Source organism: Luteimonas sp. MC1750 (assembly GCF_016615955.1).
Taxonomy (GTDB): Bacteria; Pseudomonadota; Gammaproteobacteria; order Xanthomonadales; family Xanthomonadaceae; genus Luteimonas.
On record NZ_CP067113.1, the window covers coordinates 1,623,469 to 1,638,768 of the forward strand.

Here is a 15,300-nt window from a genome sequence, read left to right on the forward strand (position 1 = left end):
CTTCAGGCGCTGTCGGGCCCGGCGGCGGCATCGCCCCGGGCCAGGTCGCCGCGCGCGCGCAGCGCGGCCAGCGCCTGCTCGAGCTGCTGCCGCAACAGGCGGACCATGCCGGGCCACTCGCGCACCAGGCCGTCGGTGGGCATGCGCATGCCTTCCGACGCCGTCTCCGACAGCCGCACCGCGCCCATGTTGCCGGCCGCGCCCTTCAGCGCATGGCAGGCGTCGCGGAAGCCCTCCCACTGGGCCAGTCCTCCCGCCGTCTCCAGGTCGGCCAGCGACTTGCGTGCATCGCGCGCGCACTCGCCGAGGAATCTCTGCACGAATGCGTCGCCCAGGCCCATTTCGCGCAGTTCGTCGAGGATGTGCTGCGAAATGACGCTGGCGTCGCCCGGCTCTTCGCCGGTGCCGGATGCCGAATGCGCGGCGGCGTCACCGTGCGACGCCGGGGCTTCGCCGTCGGCGAGCGCGGCCAGGCGCTCCAGCAGGCGGTCGACCACCACCGGCTTGGTCATGAAGGCATACGCCCCCGCGCGCTCGCATTCCGCGCGCGCCTCCGGCGTGGCATCGGCGGTCAGCACGATGAACGGCGTACGCTTGCGGCCGGCCTCCATGAAGCGCGCCTGCTTGAGCACCTCCAGTCCGCTGGCGCCGGGCATGTGCAGGTCGATGATGACGACATCAAAGGCCTGGGCCTCGAGCACGGACAGCACCTCGTCGCCGTCGTCCACCACCTGCGGCCGATGGCCGGCCTTCTCCAGCAGCCGGCGCATGACCATCAGGTTGGCGGCCTGGTCGTCGGCCACGAGCACCCGCATCGGACGCACGCGCGCGCGATGGCGGACGAAGGGATCGCTGAAGGCGATGACGTTGCCGCCCTCGCCCTCCGCCGCCGGCCTGGCGGCCGCGAACGGCAGGTCCACCCAGAAATGCGAGCCGGTGCCGGGATGGCTCTCCAGGCCGATGCTGCCGCCGAGCTGCTCCACCAGGGCCTTGGCGATCGTCGTGCCCAGCCCGGATCCTCCATGCCGGCGCTCCAGGCCCCCATCGGCTTGTTCGAACGCCTCGAAGATCCGCGCCTGGGCCGACGCCGGGATGCCGATGCCGCTGTCGCGCACGGAAAATCGCAGCCAGGCATGGGCATCGGTGCGCGGCAGCCGTTCGACCTCCAGCGAGACCTGCCCGGCATCGGTGAACTTGATGGCGTTGGAAACCAGGTTCACCAGCACGTGGCGCAGGTGGTTGCCGTCGCCGTGCAGATGCGCCGGAACGCCCTCGCCCAGCCGCGTATGGAAGGCCAGCCCCTTGGCATGGGCACCCGGCTGCAGCATCAGGCCGATGCCGCGCACCAGCTCGGCCAGCGAAAAGTCGGCGTCGTTGCGGCGGAACTTGCCCGCCTCGAGGCTCGACAGATCGAGCACCTCGTCCACCAGCATCTGCAGCGCGCGCGCCGACGTGCGGATCACCTCCGCGCTGTCGCGCTGCTCGGTGCTGAGCGGCGTCGCCGCCAGCAGTTCGGACATGCCGAGGATGCCGTTGAGCGGCGTGCGCAGCTCGTGGCTGATGTTGGCGAGGAAGCGGCTCTTGGCACGGTTGGCCGCCTGGGCGGCCTCCTTGGCCTGCACCAGCTGCCGCAGCAGCGAACTCAGGTACAGCGGCACCGCCGCCAGGCCGATCAACAGCCCGGTGCCCAGCCACAGGTTCTGCTGCCAGTACGGCGTGACCGCCAGCGCCGCGCCGAAGGACACCGTCGCGAAGCCGATCGCCAGGTACAGCCAGCGCGGCCCGTAACGCAGGCCGTTGCCGACCGTGACCCACATGATCACCACGTACATCCACGCCAGCAGGTCGCCCAGGAGGTACAGGCCGACACCCATCAGGCTGTAGTCGGCGAGCATCCCGAGCACGCGGCGCGGGTAGGACACGCCCGGGCGCGCCAGCAGCCAGCCCAGGATCGCCAGGCCGATGCCGAACTCGACGGCGAGCAGCAGCTGCGACATCCGCAGCTCGCGGGCCACGTGCGGGTAGCCGCTGACCACCACCTGCAGGTAGGCCACGACCAGCACCAGCATCGCCATGCGCACCAGCGCCTGGCCGTGCTCGGAGTCGGGCCTGTTGGCCAGCCGGCCCCTGATCCACTGCAGGACCGGCGGCATGGCCTAGGTCCCCGCCGGCCCGCTGTCCGCGTCGCCGGCGCCGGCGTTCACGGCAGCCCCGGCCGTACCGGCCTTGCCAGCCGCTTCGGCGGCCTCGGCGGCTTCAGCGGCCTCGGCCGCGTAGCGGGCGCAGAGCTCCTCCACCCGGCCGCGATTGGCCACCAGCGCGTCGACGCAGCGTGGATCGAACAGGCGTCCGCTTTCGTCGCGGATGTAGTCGATGGTCTCGTCCATGCTCCACGCCCGCTTGTACGGCCGGGCGGACAGCAGCGCATCGAACACGTCGGCCACCGCAACCACGCGCGCCTCGAGCGGGATCTCGTCACCGCGCAGCCCGCCGGGGTAGCCGCTGCCGTCGTAGCGCTCCTGGTGGCGCAGCGCGATCGTCGCGCCCATCTGCACGAAACGGTTCTGGCTGCCCTTGAGCAGCTCGTGGCCGATCTCCGGGTGCCTGCGCATGACCTCGAGCTCGTCCGCGTCGAGTGGTCCGGGCTTGAGCAGCACCGCGTCGGGGATGGCGATCTTGCCGATGTCGTGCAGCGGCGCCGCCAGCTCGATGGTGCGGACGTCGTCCTCGGACAGGCCAAGCCCCTCGGCGATGATGCCGGCCACCGCGGCCAGGCGCGCGAGGTTGGCGCTGGTGCCCGCGTCGCGGTAGGCGATCGCGCGCGCCAGCCGGGTCAGGGTCTCGCGCTCGCGCTCCTCGACCTCGTGCATGCTCGACAGCAGGCGCTGCTCCAGCGACAACGCGCGCTGCTTGACCGACTCGGCCTGCTGGCGCAGCTGCAACAGGTTGCGGCAGCGCGCACGCAGCTCGCGCGGACGCACCGGCTTGACCAGGAAGTCGATGACCCCCGCGTCCAGCGCGGCCTGGCGGATCGGCTCGTCGCCGACCACGGTCACCAGCACGATCGGCACGTCGCGGTGGCGCAGCGGACGCCGGAAGCGGCGCGCGAACTCCAGCCCGTCCATCACCGGCATGCGGTAGTCGAGCAGCAGCAGGTCGGGACGGTTGTCCTCGCACCAGCGCAGGGCTTCCTGAGGATCGCTGAAATCGAGTACTTCCAGCTCGGGACTGATGTCCTCGAGGATGTGCCGCAGCATCGTGCGTGCCGAGGTCTGGTCGTCGACGATGACGATATTCACCGGTTCAGGTTCCCTCGGCCCGCGTGCGCTTCCGCGGCCCCGGATCCGGGGCCATGGCGACCGAGGATACGTCAGAACCGGCCCCGACCGGGCGCTTCCGGCCGGCGGGCGTCACTCCGACGGCACCTGCGGCCGCATGTAGGGAAACAGCAGCACGTCGCGGATCGAGGACGACCCCGTCAGCAGCATCACCAGGCGGTCGATGCCGACCCCCAGCCCGCCGGTCGGCGGCATGCCCACTTCGAGCGCGCGGATGTAATCGGCGTCGTAGTGCATGGCCTCGTCGTCGCCGCCGGCCTTCGCCTCGACCTGGGCGCGGAAGCGCGCGGCCTGGTCCTCGGGATCGTTGAGTTCGGAGAACCCGTTGGCCAGCTCCTTGCCGCCGATGAAGAGCTCGAAGCGGTCGGTGATGCCCGGCTCGCCATCCGACTCGCGCGCCAGCGGCGAGACCTCCACCGGGTAATGGGTGATGTAGGTCGGCTGCACCAGCCCGTCCTCGACCGTGGCCTCGAACAGCTCCAGCAGCAGCTTGCCCCAGCCCCAGGCGGGATTGACCCGGATGCCCAGGCGCTGGCAGTGCGCGGCCAGCGCGTCGCGGTCGCGGCAGTCGGCGGCACTGATGCCCGGATTGAGCTCGCGCACCGCGTCGTCCATCCTCCAGCGGCGAAAGGCTGGCGCCAGGTCGATGTCGTGGCCGTCCCATGCGAAGCGCGTGGCGCCGGTGGCCTCCATGGCGACGTCGCGGATCATCTGCTCGGTCAGGTCCATGATCCCGGTATACGTGGCGTAGGCCTCGTACAGCTCGAGCATCGTGAACTCCGGGTTGTGCCGCGTGCTGACGCCCTCGTTGCGGAAGTTGCGGTTGATCTCGTACACGCGTTCGAAGCCGCCGACGACCAGCCGCTTGAGGTAGAGCTCGGGCGCCACTCGCAGGTAGAGCTCGAGATCGAGCGCGTTGTGGTGGGTGGTGAACGGGCGCGCGGTGGCACCGCCGGCGATGTAATGCATCATCGGCGTCTCCACTTCCAGGAAGCGGCGCGCGTCCAGCCAGCGGCGCATGGCCGCGACCACCTTCGAACGCACCACGAACACGTCGCGGGCCTCGGGGTTCACGATCAGGTCGACGTAGCGCTGGCGGTAGCGCTGCTCGACGTCGGCCAGGCCATGCCACTTGTCCGGCAGCGGGCGCAGCGACTTGGTGAGCAGGCGCAGCGCATCGACCCTGACCGACAGCTCGCCGGTGCGGGTGCGCGTGAGCACGCCTTCGGCGGCGACGATGTCGCCCACGTCCCAGCCCTTGAACGCGTCATAGGTCTCGCCCAGCGCATTCGACTGCAGGAACAGCTGGATCCGCCCGCTGACGTCCTGGACCTGCGCGAACGCCGCCTTGCCCATCACCCGCTTGGCGAGCATGCGGCCCGCCACCGCGACCCTGCGGCCGGTAGCCTCGAGGGCCTCGACGCTCCAGGCCTCCGCGTCGGCGTACTCCGCCTGCAAGTCACCGGCGTGGTCGGTGCGGCGGAAGTCATTGGGGAAGGCGACGCCCTGCCCGCGCAGCGCAGCCAGCTTGCCGCGGCGCTCGGCGATGAGGCTGTTTTCGTCGGCGGGAGGCTGGGGCTGGGCGGGGGTGGTCATGTCGGTCTCTGGGTATGCGTGGGCGTGGGGGCGAACGGGATGGTGGCCGGCATCGCAGCTGTAGCTGCGACCTCCGGCCAGCGCGAAATCAAACCGCATCAATCCGCTTCGAACCGGCTTCGAGCCCCGACTTCAGGCTCGCCTCGATGAATTCATCCAGGTCACCGTCCAGCACGTTCTGCGTGTCCGAGCGCTCGATGCCGGTGCGCAGGTCCTTGATGCGGCTCTGGTCGAGCACGTAGTTGCGGATCTGGCTGCCCCAGCCGATGTCGGACTTGGTGGCTTCCAGCGCGTCCTTCTCGACGTTGCGCTTCTGCACTTCAAGTTCGTAGAGCTTCGCCGCCAGCATCTTCATCGCGGTGTCGCGGTTCTGGTGCTGGCTGCGCCCGTTCTGGCAGGCGACCACGGTATTGGTCGGGATATGCGTGATGCGCACCGCGGATTCGGTCTTGTTGACGTGCTGGCCGCCGGCGCCGGAAGACCGGTACACGTCGGTGCGCAGATCGGCCGGGTTGATCTGGATGTCGATGTCGTCGTCGACTTCCGGCGACACGAACACCGAGGTGAAGCTGGTATGCCGGCGGTTGTCGGAGTCGAACGGCGACTTGCGCACCAGGCGATGGACGCCGATCTCGGTCTTCAGCCAGCCGTAGGCGTACTCGCCCTCGATGCGCACGGTCGCCGACTTGATGCCGGCGACGTCGCCGCCGCTGGCTTCCATGATCTCGGCCTTCCAGCCGCGGTTCTCCGCCCAGCGCAGGTACATGCGCAGCAGGATCTCCGCCCAGTCCTGGGCTTCGGTGCCGCCGGCACCGGCCTGGATGTCGAGGAAGGCGTTGGACGAATCCATCTTGCCGGAGAACATGCGCTGGAACTCGAGCTTCTCGACCTGGCTGGCGAGCCGTTCGACGTCGGATTCGACCGCGTCGGCGGTCTCGGCGTCGTCCTCGGCCTCGGCCAGCTCCAGCAGCTCGGCGGCCCCGACCAGCCCGTCGGTCAGGTCGCGGATGCCATTGACGGTCTTGTCGAGCATCGAGCGCTCGCGCCCCAGCGCCTGCGCCCGCTCCGGATCGTTCCAGATGGCCGGATTCTCGAGCTCACGCTCTACTTCCTCGAGCCGCTCGCGCCTGGTGTCGTAGTCAAAGAAACCCCCTCAGCGCATCCAGCCGACCCTTGAGGTCGGCGATGCGCTGGCGGACGGGATTGAGCTCCATCATCTGCCGGTCGATCCGCTTGGAAAGAGGCGGATTCTAGCAATTTCCGCCGCGGGGCCGGGCGTCGAGCCGCGGCGCGGCGCGGCGCGGCGCGCCGCGATCGCGACCCGGCACGTTCCGCGGCGTTTGCGCCGCTCAGCGCCGGCGCACGCCGATGCGGTAGCGGCCACCCTCGCCGCCAACGGCGGAGGACGCCTCGAGCGTGTAGTCGCCCGGCTGCAGCGCCTGCTCGATGCGCGCGTCGAGACCGCCGCCGCTGTCGTCGTCCATCGCGACTTCCTCGCCGTCGCGAAACAGGCGCAACAGGCTGTCGACGCCGTCTTCCGAGGACATTTCGACCAGATGGCTGCCGGCGCGCGGGATGCTGAAGCTGTAGCGGTCCGTCGCGCCCGACATCAGGCGCGCCGTTCGCGCCTGGCCGACCTGGAGCGGACCGCCGCCGGCATCGGCCGGCACCTCCGACAGCGCCGCCGACAGGGTGTATACCCCCGCGCCGGAATCGAAGGCCGAGGAGTGCACGGTGTAGTCGCCCGGCTGCAGCACGGTGGTGATGCGCGCATCGAGCATCTCGCCCGAGTCGTCGTCCTCGAGGGAGACGCCATTGCCCTCGAGCCGGAGAGCCGGGTCGATCTCGCTGCTGCGCAGGTCGAGCCGCAGCAACCGGCGGCCGTCGACACGCAGGCTGTAGCGCACCGGCTGTCCCTGGTAGAGCGCGCTGATGTCGCGGCCCGGGACCAGCTCGCCGTCGGCGGCCGGTTCCACGCCGGCCGGCAGCGCATGCGCGGCCACCGACAGCTCGTACTGCCCGCCCATGGTGTCCTGGAATCCCGACGCCAGCAGGGTGTAGGAACCCGCCGCGAGCGGCATGGTCAGCATCGAGTTGCTGCCTTCGGCATCGTCGCTGCGCAGCGAGATCCCGTTCCCCTCCAGCGACAGCACGGTGTCGAAGTCATCCGAGGCCATGCGGATGCGGTACACGCCATCTTCGGCGATGCGCAGCGGGATCGTGCGCGGACCCTGCGCCCAGTCGGTGATGGTCGATCCGACCTCCAGCGCATCGCCGCCGTAGACCTGCATCGCGGTCGCGGTGAGGGTGAAGGGGCCGTACGCGGAGGCATCGCGCCCGCTCACGGCGAGCACGTAGCGGCCGGCGCGTGGTGCGCGGATGGCCAGGCTGGCTGCGTCGCGCGCGTCACCCGAGGCCTGGACGAGGTCGCCGTCGCGGAACAGCGTCAGCTGGGCCTGGAGCGGTCCCCCGACCTCGAAGCGGACGCCCTGCCCTTCGTCCAGGCGCATGGCGTACAGCTCGCTGCGGCTGCCATCGCGCCAGTTGATCGTGTCGGCGCTGGTGATCTCGCCGCGCACCGGCTGGTCGAGCGCCAGCGGCGTCGGTGTCGGCGTCGCGGCCGAGGCGGTGGCACTGGCGGCGAGGACCGCCATCGCGAGCGCGGTGTTGCGGACAGGCATGCGTCGATCCTTCTGGTCGAAGTGCCGACGCGGACGCGCAGGCGGTGCGCGATTATCAGGCGCGACGCCGGGCATGCGATAGCCCCCTGAATGGGGGCGCCGGCTCAGCAGGCTTCGAGGTGCTCGACCACCAGCTGGATCGCATCGCCGCCGCGGTAGTCGTCGGGCACCAGCCGGTAGGCCAGCCTGGCGCGTCCCGGCGGCGGATCACCGCGCCATGCGCCAAAGTGGATCGCCGCGAGCCGGGCCTGGACCCCGTCGGCGCGCAGGTCGAGCCGCAGGTGCCGCTCGCCGACCACGCGCCAGCCGGCAACGTCGAACTCGCCGTCGAACAGCGGCTCCGGGAAACCCTGGCCCCATGGGCCGCCATCGCGCAATGCCTCGGCGTGCACGCGATCGAACTCGTGCGGAGCCAGCGCGCCATCGCTGTCGAGGGTCGCCTGCAGCGTGGCCGCGTCGAGCACGCTGCCGGCATGGGCGTGGAACGCGGCCTCGAACGCCTCCAGCCGCGACGCATCCAGCGACAGTCCCGCGGCCATCGCATGGCCGCCGAAGCGCTCGATCAGCCCCGGGTGGCGCGCGTCGATCGCAGCCAGCGCGTCGCGCACGTGGAATCCCGGGATCGAACGCGCCGAGCCGCGCAGGCTGGCGCTGCCCGGCTCCGACGGCGCAAAGGCCACCACCGGGCGGTGCAGCCGCTCCTTGAGCTTCGATGCGACCAGGCCAACCACGCCCGGGTGCCAGCCGGCGTCGAAGGCGCAGATCGACGCCATGCCCTCGCCGCCCCGGCCGAAGGCCTCCAGCATCTGCGCCGAGAGTGCCTGCTCGGCCTCGTCCAGCATCGATTGCTGCACGTCCCGGCGCTCACGGTTGATCGCGTCGAGCCGCTGCGCCAGTTCGCGCGCGCGCGCCGGGTCGTCGCACAGCAGGCATTCGATGCCGAGCGCCATGTCCTCAAGCCGCCCGGCAGCGTTGAGCCGCGGGCCGATGGCGAAGCCGATGTCCGCGGCGACCAGTGATTCGGCGCGGCGGCCCGCGACCTCGACCAGGGCCATGAGGCCGGCGCAGCCCTGCCGCGCGCGCAGGCGACGCAGGCCGGCCGCCACCAGGGCGCGGTTGTTCGCGTCCAGCGGCGCGAGGTCGGCGACCGTGCCCACGGCCACCAGGTCGAGCAGCTGGCCGAGGTCGGGACCCTTCCCCTCCAGCCGGCCCTCGGCGCGCAGGCGCGCGCGCAGCGCGAGCAGCACGTAGAACATGACGCCGACGCCTGCCAGCGATTTGCCGGCGAAGCCGTCGCCCACCCGGTTCGGGTTGACGATGGCATCCGCCGCCGGAAGGCGCTCGCCGGGCAGGTGGTGGTCTGTGACCAGCACCTGCCACCCCAGCGCCTTGGCCGCGTCGATGCCGGCATGGCAGGCGATGCCGTGGTCCACCGTGACCAGCAGGTTGGGCCGCAGCGGCGCCAGTTCGGCGACCAGTGCCGGCGACAGCCCATAGCCGTGCACCATGCGGTTGGGCACCGCGTGCATCACGTCGCCCGCCCCGAGCATGCGCAGGCCGCGCACCGCGAGCGCGCAGGCGGTGGCGCCGTCGGCGTCGAAATCGCCGACCACCAGGATGCGCCGGCCGTGCGCGATCGCGTCGGCCAGCAGGCCCGTGGCGCGGTCGAGGTCGAGCATGCCGTCGGGCGGCAGCAGGCCGGCCAGCCGCGGGCGCGCGGCGTCGGCATGGTTGGCGCCACGCGCGGCATAGATGCGCCGCAGCAGCGGCGGGATATCGGTCGGCCACGCAGCGGCCGGCATCGCCTCCGCCCACGTCCGGCGCCGGATCCTGCGCAGCGGTGTCACGTCGCCGGCCACGCGAGCGGGCGGCGCCACACGCGCAGCGCCTGCCGACGCCGCAGCTCCCAGCGCCAGCCATCGCCATCGTCCAGGCCCAGCGTCGCGATCCGCCCGGCGCGCAGCGCTTCCAGTGCCGGGACCAGCCACTCGCGCTCGATCCACGCCAGGTCGCGCGTGCCTTCCAGGTCGTAGACGCCGGGCGCAGCCTCGAACCGCTCCGGGAGGCCGGCCGCGCGTCCACCGGCGGCCGCCAGGGCACGCGCGGTGTCGTCGCTGCTGTAGCCGGTGAGGCCATGGGCGACGGTCGCCGCGGGGAGGCGCCCGCCGCCCCAGAACCACAGCGCGTTCACCGGCGACTGGCCGCGTGCCGCGCGCCGCGCATTGAGCGGGTGGTTGTGCAGCGTCACCTGCGCCTCGCTGGCCAGCGTTCGCCAGCGCCGCGCCTCGGGACTGATGTCGAGGTGCTCGAAGATGTCCTCGCCCAGTGCGTCGCCGGGATCGGAGAACACCGGCAGGCGTGCTTCGGCCGGCAGCCGGAGGTACCAGCGCGCCGGGTCCGGCGCGTCGAGGATGAATCCTGCATCGCCGAACAGCGGACGCAGCGCCGGCAGCAGCGCGTCGCAATCGGCGCGGGTCAGCCCCAGCGCATCGCCGTGCGCGAGCAGGCGCACGCCGTTGATGTCCGGGCGCAGCCACACCGGGTCCGCGCGCAGCCACGACGCGCCTTCGGCATCGCCCGCCTCGGCCTGGCGCGACAGCGCCGCGATCGGCCAGTCTTCGCCACGCAGCGGGAAATGCCGCAGCAGCTGCGCCCGCCTGCCCGCCTCGCCGGCGGGCAGGTCGCCACCACGGCCCAGGCGCCTGGCGCTGGTCGCGGACAGGCGCTGGCGCCCTAGCCGCGCGGCGGCCGGGAGCAGCAGGATCACGCTGGAATCGAGGTCCGGCATCGCCGGATCAGCCGTAGCTGACCTCGACGATCTCGACCTCGCTGCTGCCGCCCGGGGCCTCGATGGTGACGACGTCGCCGGCATGCTTGCCGATGAGCGCGCGCGCCACCGGCGACGAGATCGCGATCAGGCCCAGCTTGATGTCGGCCTCGAGGTCACCGACGATCTGGTAGCGGGTCTCGTTGCCGGTCTCTTCGTCGGCCAGCAGCACCCTGGCGCCGAACACGACCTTGTCGCCGACGTTGAGCGAGGTCACGTCGATCACCTGGGCATGCGACAGCTCGCTTTCGAGCTGCTTGATGCGGCCCTCGATGAAGCCCTGCTGCTCGCGCGCCGCGTGGTACTCGGCGTTCTCCTTCAGGTCGCCGTGCGCACGCGCCTCGGCGATCGCGTTGATGACGGCAGGTCGCTGGACGCTCTTCAGCTCGTCCAGCTCCGCGCGCAGCCGCTGCGCCCCCTGTGCCGTGATCGGTGGTCTCATGTCCGCTTCAACTCCTCATGCAGTTCGTGCAGCGCCCACACCGGGCCGCTGCCGCGATAATCCAGAGAATGCAGCAGGGCCTTCGCACCGGCAATCGTGGTCGAATAGGTCACCCGCTGCTGCAGCGCCTCGCGGCGGATCGAGAACGAGTCCGCGATCGCCTGGCGCCCTTCGGTGGTGTTGACGATGTAGGCGATCTCGCCGTTCTTGATCAGGTCGACGATGTGCGGCCGGCCTTCGGCGACCTTGTTGACCTGCTCGCAGTCGAAACCGTTGGCGCGCAGCCAGCTGGCCGTGCCCGAGGTCGCGACCAGCGTGAAGCCGTGTCCCACCAGCGCGCGCGCCACCGGCAGCACGCGCTTCTTGTCCGGATCGCGCACCGAGACGAAGGCCTTGCCCGGCTGCGGCGCGCGGATGCCCGCCGCCTCCTGCGCGCGCGCGAAGGCCGCGCCGAAGTCGCGGCCCACGCCCATCACCTCGCCGGTGGAGCGCATTTCCGGGCCCAGGATCGGATCCACGCCCTGGAACTTGGCGAAAGGGAAGATCGCCTCCTTCACCGAGTAGTACCCGGGCACCACTTCCTCGACCGCGCCCTGCTCGGCCAGCGTGCGGCCGGCCATGCAGCGCGCCGCGATCTTGGCCAGCGGCACGCCGGTGGCCTTGGACACGAAAGGCACCGTGCGCGAGGCGCGCGGATTGACCTCGAGCAGGAAGATCGTGTCCTCGCCCTCGTCGCTGGTCTGCACCGCGAACTGGGTGTTCATCAGGCCCACGACCTTGAGCTCGCGGGCGAGCGCGGCCACCTGCTCGCGCAGGCGCGCTTTCGTGTCGTCCGACAGCGAGTACGGCGGCAACGAGCAGGACGAGTCGCCCGAATGCACGCCGGCCTCCTCGATGTGCTCCATCAGCCCGCCCACCAGCACCTGGCCGTCGGCGTCGGCGATGACGTCGATGTCCACCTCGATCGCGTTGTCGAGGAAGCGGTCCAGCAGCACCGGCGAATCGTTCGACACCTTCACCGCCTCGCGCATGTAGCGCTCGAGGTCGGCATCGGCGTGCACCACTTCCATCGCGCGGCCGCCGAGCACGTAGCTCGGGCGCACCACCAGCGGATAGCCGACCTCGCGCGCCAGCACCAGGGCTTCCTCCGCGCTGCGCGCGGTGCGGTTGGGGGGCTGCTTCAGCCCCAGGCCGTCGACCAGCTTCTGGAAGCGCTCGCGGTCCTCGGCAAGGTCGATCGAATCCGGCGAGGTGCCGATGATCGGCACGCCGTTGGCTTCGAGCGCGCGCGCGAGCTTGAGCGGCGTCTGGCCGCCGTAGTGCACGATCACGCCCTTGGGCTTCTCGAGCTCGACGATCTCCAGCACGTCTTCCAGGGTCACCGGCTCGAAGTACAGGCGGTCGGAAGTGTCGTAGTCGGTGGACACGGTTTCCGGGTTGCAGTTGACCATGATGGTCTCGTACCCGTCCTCGCGCAGGGCGAGCGCCGCGTGCACGCAGCAGTAGTCGAACTCGATGCCCTGGCCGATGCGGTTGGGACCGCCGCCAAGCACCATGATCTTGTCGCGGCCGGTGGGTTCGGCCTCGCACTCTTCCTCGTAGGTCGAGTAGAGATAGGCGGTGGTCGTCGCGAACTCCGCGGCGCAGGAATCCACGCGCTTGTAGACCGGCCGGATGCCGAAGGCGCGGCGCAGCGCGCGCACGGCCTTCTCCTCGACGCCGACCAGCTGCGCCAGGCGCGCATCCGAGAAGCCCATGCGCTTGAGTTCGCGCAGGCGCACGGCGTCGAGCGCATCGACGCCCGCGGCCTCGACCTCGCGCTCGGCGGCGACGATGTCCTCGATCTGGTCGAGGAACCAGGGATCGATCCACGACAGCGCGAACACCTCGTCCACGGTCATGCCGGCGCGGAAGGCGTCGGCGACGTGGAACAGGCGATCGGGCTTGGGTTCGCGCAGTTCGCGCCGCAGCGCGGCCAGGCCATCGTCGGACTCGAGGTCCAGCCCCGTGGGGTCGAGACCGACCTTGCCGGTCTCGAGGCCACGCAGGGCCTTCTGCAGCGACTCCTGGAAGCTGCGGCCGATCGCCATCACCTCGCCCACCGACTTCATCTGGGTGGTCAGGCGCGAATCGGCCTGCGGAAACTTTTCGAAGGCGAAGCGCGGGATCTTGGTGACGACGTAGTCGATCGAGGGCTCGAACGAGGCCGGGGTACGGCCGCCGGTGATCTCGTTCTTCAGCTCGTCGAGGGTGTAGCCGATCGCGAGCTTGGCCGCGACCTTGGCGATCGGGAAGCCGGTAGCCTTCGACGCCAGCGCCGACGAGCGCGACACGCGCGGGTTCATCTCGATCACCACCACGCGCCCGGTCTCGGCGTTGATGCCGAACTGCACGTTGGAGCCGCCGGTGTCGACGCCGATCTTGCGCAGCACGTCGATGGACGCCTGGCGCAGGCGCTGGTACTCGCGGTCGGTCAGGGTCTGCGCCGGCGCGACCGTGATCGAGTCACCGGTGTGCACGCCCATGGCATCGAGGTTCTCGATCGAGCAGACGATGATGCAGTTGTCCGCGGTATCACGGACCACTTCCATCTCGAACTCCTTCCAGCCCAGCACCGACTCCTCGACCAGGATCTCGCCCACCGGCGACAGCTCCAGGCCGCGCTTGGCGATCTCCTCGAACTCCTCGCGGTTGTAGGCGATGCCGCCGCCGCTGCCGCCGAGGGTGAAGCTCGGGCGGATGATGGTGGGATAGCCGACCTTGGCCTGGATCTCGACCGCCTGCTCGAAGGTCTTCGCCACTTCGGCCTTGGGGCACTCCAGTCCGATCTCGCCCATCGCCACGCGGAACAGCTCGCGGTCCTCGGCCATCATGATGGCCTCGCGCTTCGCGCCGATCAGCTCGACGCCATACTTCTCGAGCACGCCGTTGTCGGCGAGATCCAGCGCGCAGTTGAGCGCGGTCTGGCCACCCATGGTCGGCAGCAGCGCGTCGGGGCGCTCCTTCTCGATGATCTTCTCGACCATCTGCCAGGTGATCGGCTCGATGTAGACCGCGTCCGCCGTGTCCGGGTCGGTCATGATCGTGGCCGGGTTGGAGTTCACCAGCACCACGCGGTAGCCCTCCTCGCGCAGCGCCTTGCAGGCCTGCGCGCCGGAGTAGTCGAACTCGCAGGCCTGGCCGATGACGATCGGGCCGGCGCCGATGATGAGGATGGTCTTGAGGTCGGTGCGCCTGGGCATCAGTGCTGCGCCTCCATCAGCGCGACGAAGCGGTCGAAGAGCGGGGTCACGTCCTGCGGGCCGGGCGCGGCTTCCGGGTGGCCCTGGAAGCTGAAGGCCGGCGCGTCGGTGAGCGCGATGCCCTGGTTGGTGCCGTCGAACAGCGAGCGATGGGTCACGCGCACGGTGTCCGGCAGCGTGGCCTCGTCGATCGCGAAGCCATGGTTCTGCGAGGTGATCATCACCCGGCCCGTTTCCAGGTCCTGCACCGGATGGTTGGCGCCGTGGTGGCCGTTGGCCATCTTCAGCGTGCGCGCGCCCACGGCCAGGCCCAGCAGCTGGTGGCCCAGGCAGATGCCGAAAGTCGGCACCTTCGCGGCCAGCACGTCGCGGATCGCCGCGATCGCGTAGTCGCAGGGCTCCGGATCGCCGGGACCGTTGGACAGGAACACCCCGTCGGGCTTCAGCGCCAACACCTCGGCGGCGCTGGTGCGCGCGGGCACCACGGTGACGTCGCAGCCGCGGTCGGCAAGCATGCGCAGGATGTTGCGCTTCACGCCGTAGTCCCACGCCACCACGCGGAAGCGCGGCGCCACGGTACGGAAGCTGCCGGCGTCGAGGTCGAGGTCGCCCTCGTTCCACTGGTAGCGGCTGTCGGTGCTGACCACCTGGGCCAGGTCCATGCCCTTGAGGCCGGGGAACTTGCGCGCGGCCTCGATGGCCCGGTCGACGTCGATGTCGCCGGCCATCACCGCGCCGTTCTGCGAGCCGCGCTCGCGCAGCAGGCGGGTCAGGCGGCGGGTGTCGATGCCGGCGATCGCGACCACGCCGCGATCGGCCAGCCACTCGGGGAGCGCGGCGCGGCTGCGCCAGCTGCTCGGCCGGCGCGGCACGTCGCGCACCACCAGGCCCGCCGACCAGACCCGGCCGGACTCGTCGTCCTGGCCGGTGCAGCCGGTGTTGCCGATGTGGGGATAGGTCAGGGTCACGATCTGCCGCGCGTACGAGGGGTCGGTCAGGACCTCCTGGTAGCCGGTCATCGCGGTGTTGAACACGACTTCGCCGACCGAAAGGCCGGGCGCGCCTACGGATACGCCTGCGAAGACGGTGCCGTCTTCGAGCGCGAGGATTGCGGGTGATGTCACTGGCGGTCGCCTACGTGGGGTTGCAAGACACCGCCGGCCCGGCAGCGGCC

At 70.8% G+C, this 15,300-nt stretch carries 9 protein-coding genes and 1 pseudogene; all 10 read right to left on the reverse strand.

Translation table 11 applies throughout. The features are described from left to right. Positions 1-2 precede the first annotated feature (2 nt). Positions 3-2,153 carry an ATP-binding protein gene (locus JGR68_RS07600; protein ID WP_199362030.1) on the reverse strand — a complete coding sequence of 717 codons (2,151 nt, stop codon included), beginning with the start codon at positions 2,151-2,153 and terminating at the stop codon, positions 3-5. 117 nt (positions 2,154-2,270) lie between these two features. Further along, positions 2,271-3,299, reverse strand: a pseudogene (locus JGR68_RS07605) (two-component system response regulator); the annotation flags it as partial. A 111-nt stretch (positions 3,300-3,410) separates the two neighbouring features. Beyond that, on the reverse strand, positions 3,411-4,934 hold the full coding sequence (lysS, locus tag JGR68_RS07610; protein ID WP_199362028.1) for a lysine--tRNA ligase: 1,524 nt from the start codon (positions 4,932-4,934) through the stop codon (positions 3,411-3,413). Between the two features lie 88 nt (positions 4,935-5,022). Continuing rightward, positions 5,023-6,151, reverse strand: a protein-coding gene (gene prfB, locus JGR68_RS07615) for a peptide chain release factor 2 (protein WP_199362027.1) whose coding sequence is annotated in 2 segments (ribosomal slippage) — positions 5,023-6,075 and positions 6,077-6,151 — 1,128 coding nt in all. Because the reading frame shifts where the segments join, the coding sequence is not laid out codon by codon here. A gap of 132 nt (positions 6,152-6,283) precedes the next feature. Beyond that, the gene (locus JGR68_RS07620; protein ID WP_199362026.1) at positions 6,284-7,615 is read right to left on the reverse strand and encodes a hypothetical protein; all 1,332 of its coding nucleotides are present in this window, start codon (positions 7,613-7,615) and stop codon (positions 6,284-6,286) included. Positions 7,616-7,719: 104 nt separating this feature from the next. Continuing rightward, positions 7,720-9,417 carry a single-stranded-DNA-specific exonuclease RecJ gene (gene recJ, locus JGR68_RS07625; RefSeq protein ID WP_199362025.1) on the reverse strand — a complete coding sequence of 566 codons (1,698 nt, stop codon included), beginning with the start codon at positions 9,415-9,417 and terminating at the stop codon, positions 7,720-7,722. Positions 9,418-9,458: 41 nt separating this feature from the next. Continuing rightward, on the reverse strand, positions 9,459-10,403 hold the full coding sequence (locus tag JGR68_RS07630; protein WP_199362024.1) for a phosphoglycerate mutase: 945 nt from the start codon (positions 10,401-10,403) through the stop codon (positions 9,459-9,461). Positions 10,404-10,410: 7 nt separating this feature from the next. After that, positions 10,411-10,872 (reverse strand): transcription elongation factor GreA, encoded by a 462-nt coding sequence (greA, locus tag JGR68_RS07635; protein ID WP_199362258.1) that lies wholly within the window; start codon positions 10,870-10,872, stop codon positions 10,411-10,413. 8 nt (positions 10,873-10,880) lie between these two features. Next, positions 10,881-14,126, reverse strand: a complete 3,246-nt coding sequence (gene carB / locus JGR68_RS07640; RefSeq protein ID WP_199362023.1) for a carbamoyl-phosphate synthase large subunit — start codon at positions 14,124-14,126, stop codon at positions 10,881-10,883. After that, the gene (gene carA, locus JGR68_RS07645) at positions 14,126-15,250 is read right to left on the reverse strand and encodes a glutamine-hydrolyzing carbamoyl-phosphate synthase small subunit (RefSeq protein ID WP_199362022.1); all 1,125 of its coding nucleotides are present in this window, start codon (positions 15,248-15,250) and stop codon (positions 14,126-14,128) included. Before carA ends, carB begins: the two co-directional genes overlap by 1 nt. Between the last annotated feature and the right edge of the window lie 50 nt (positions 15,251-15,300).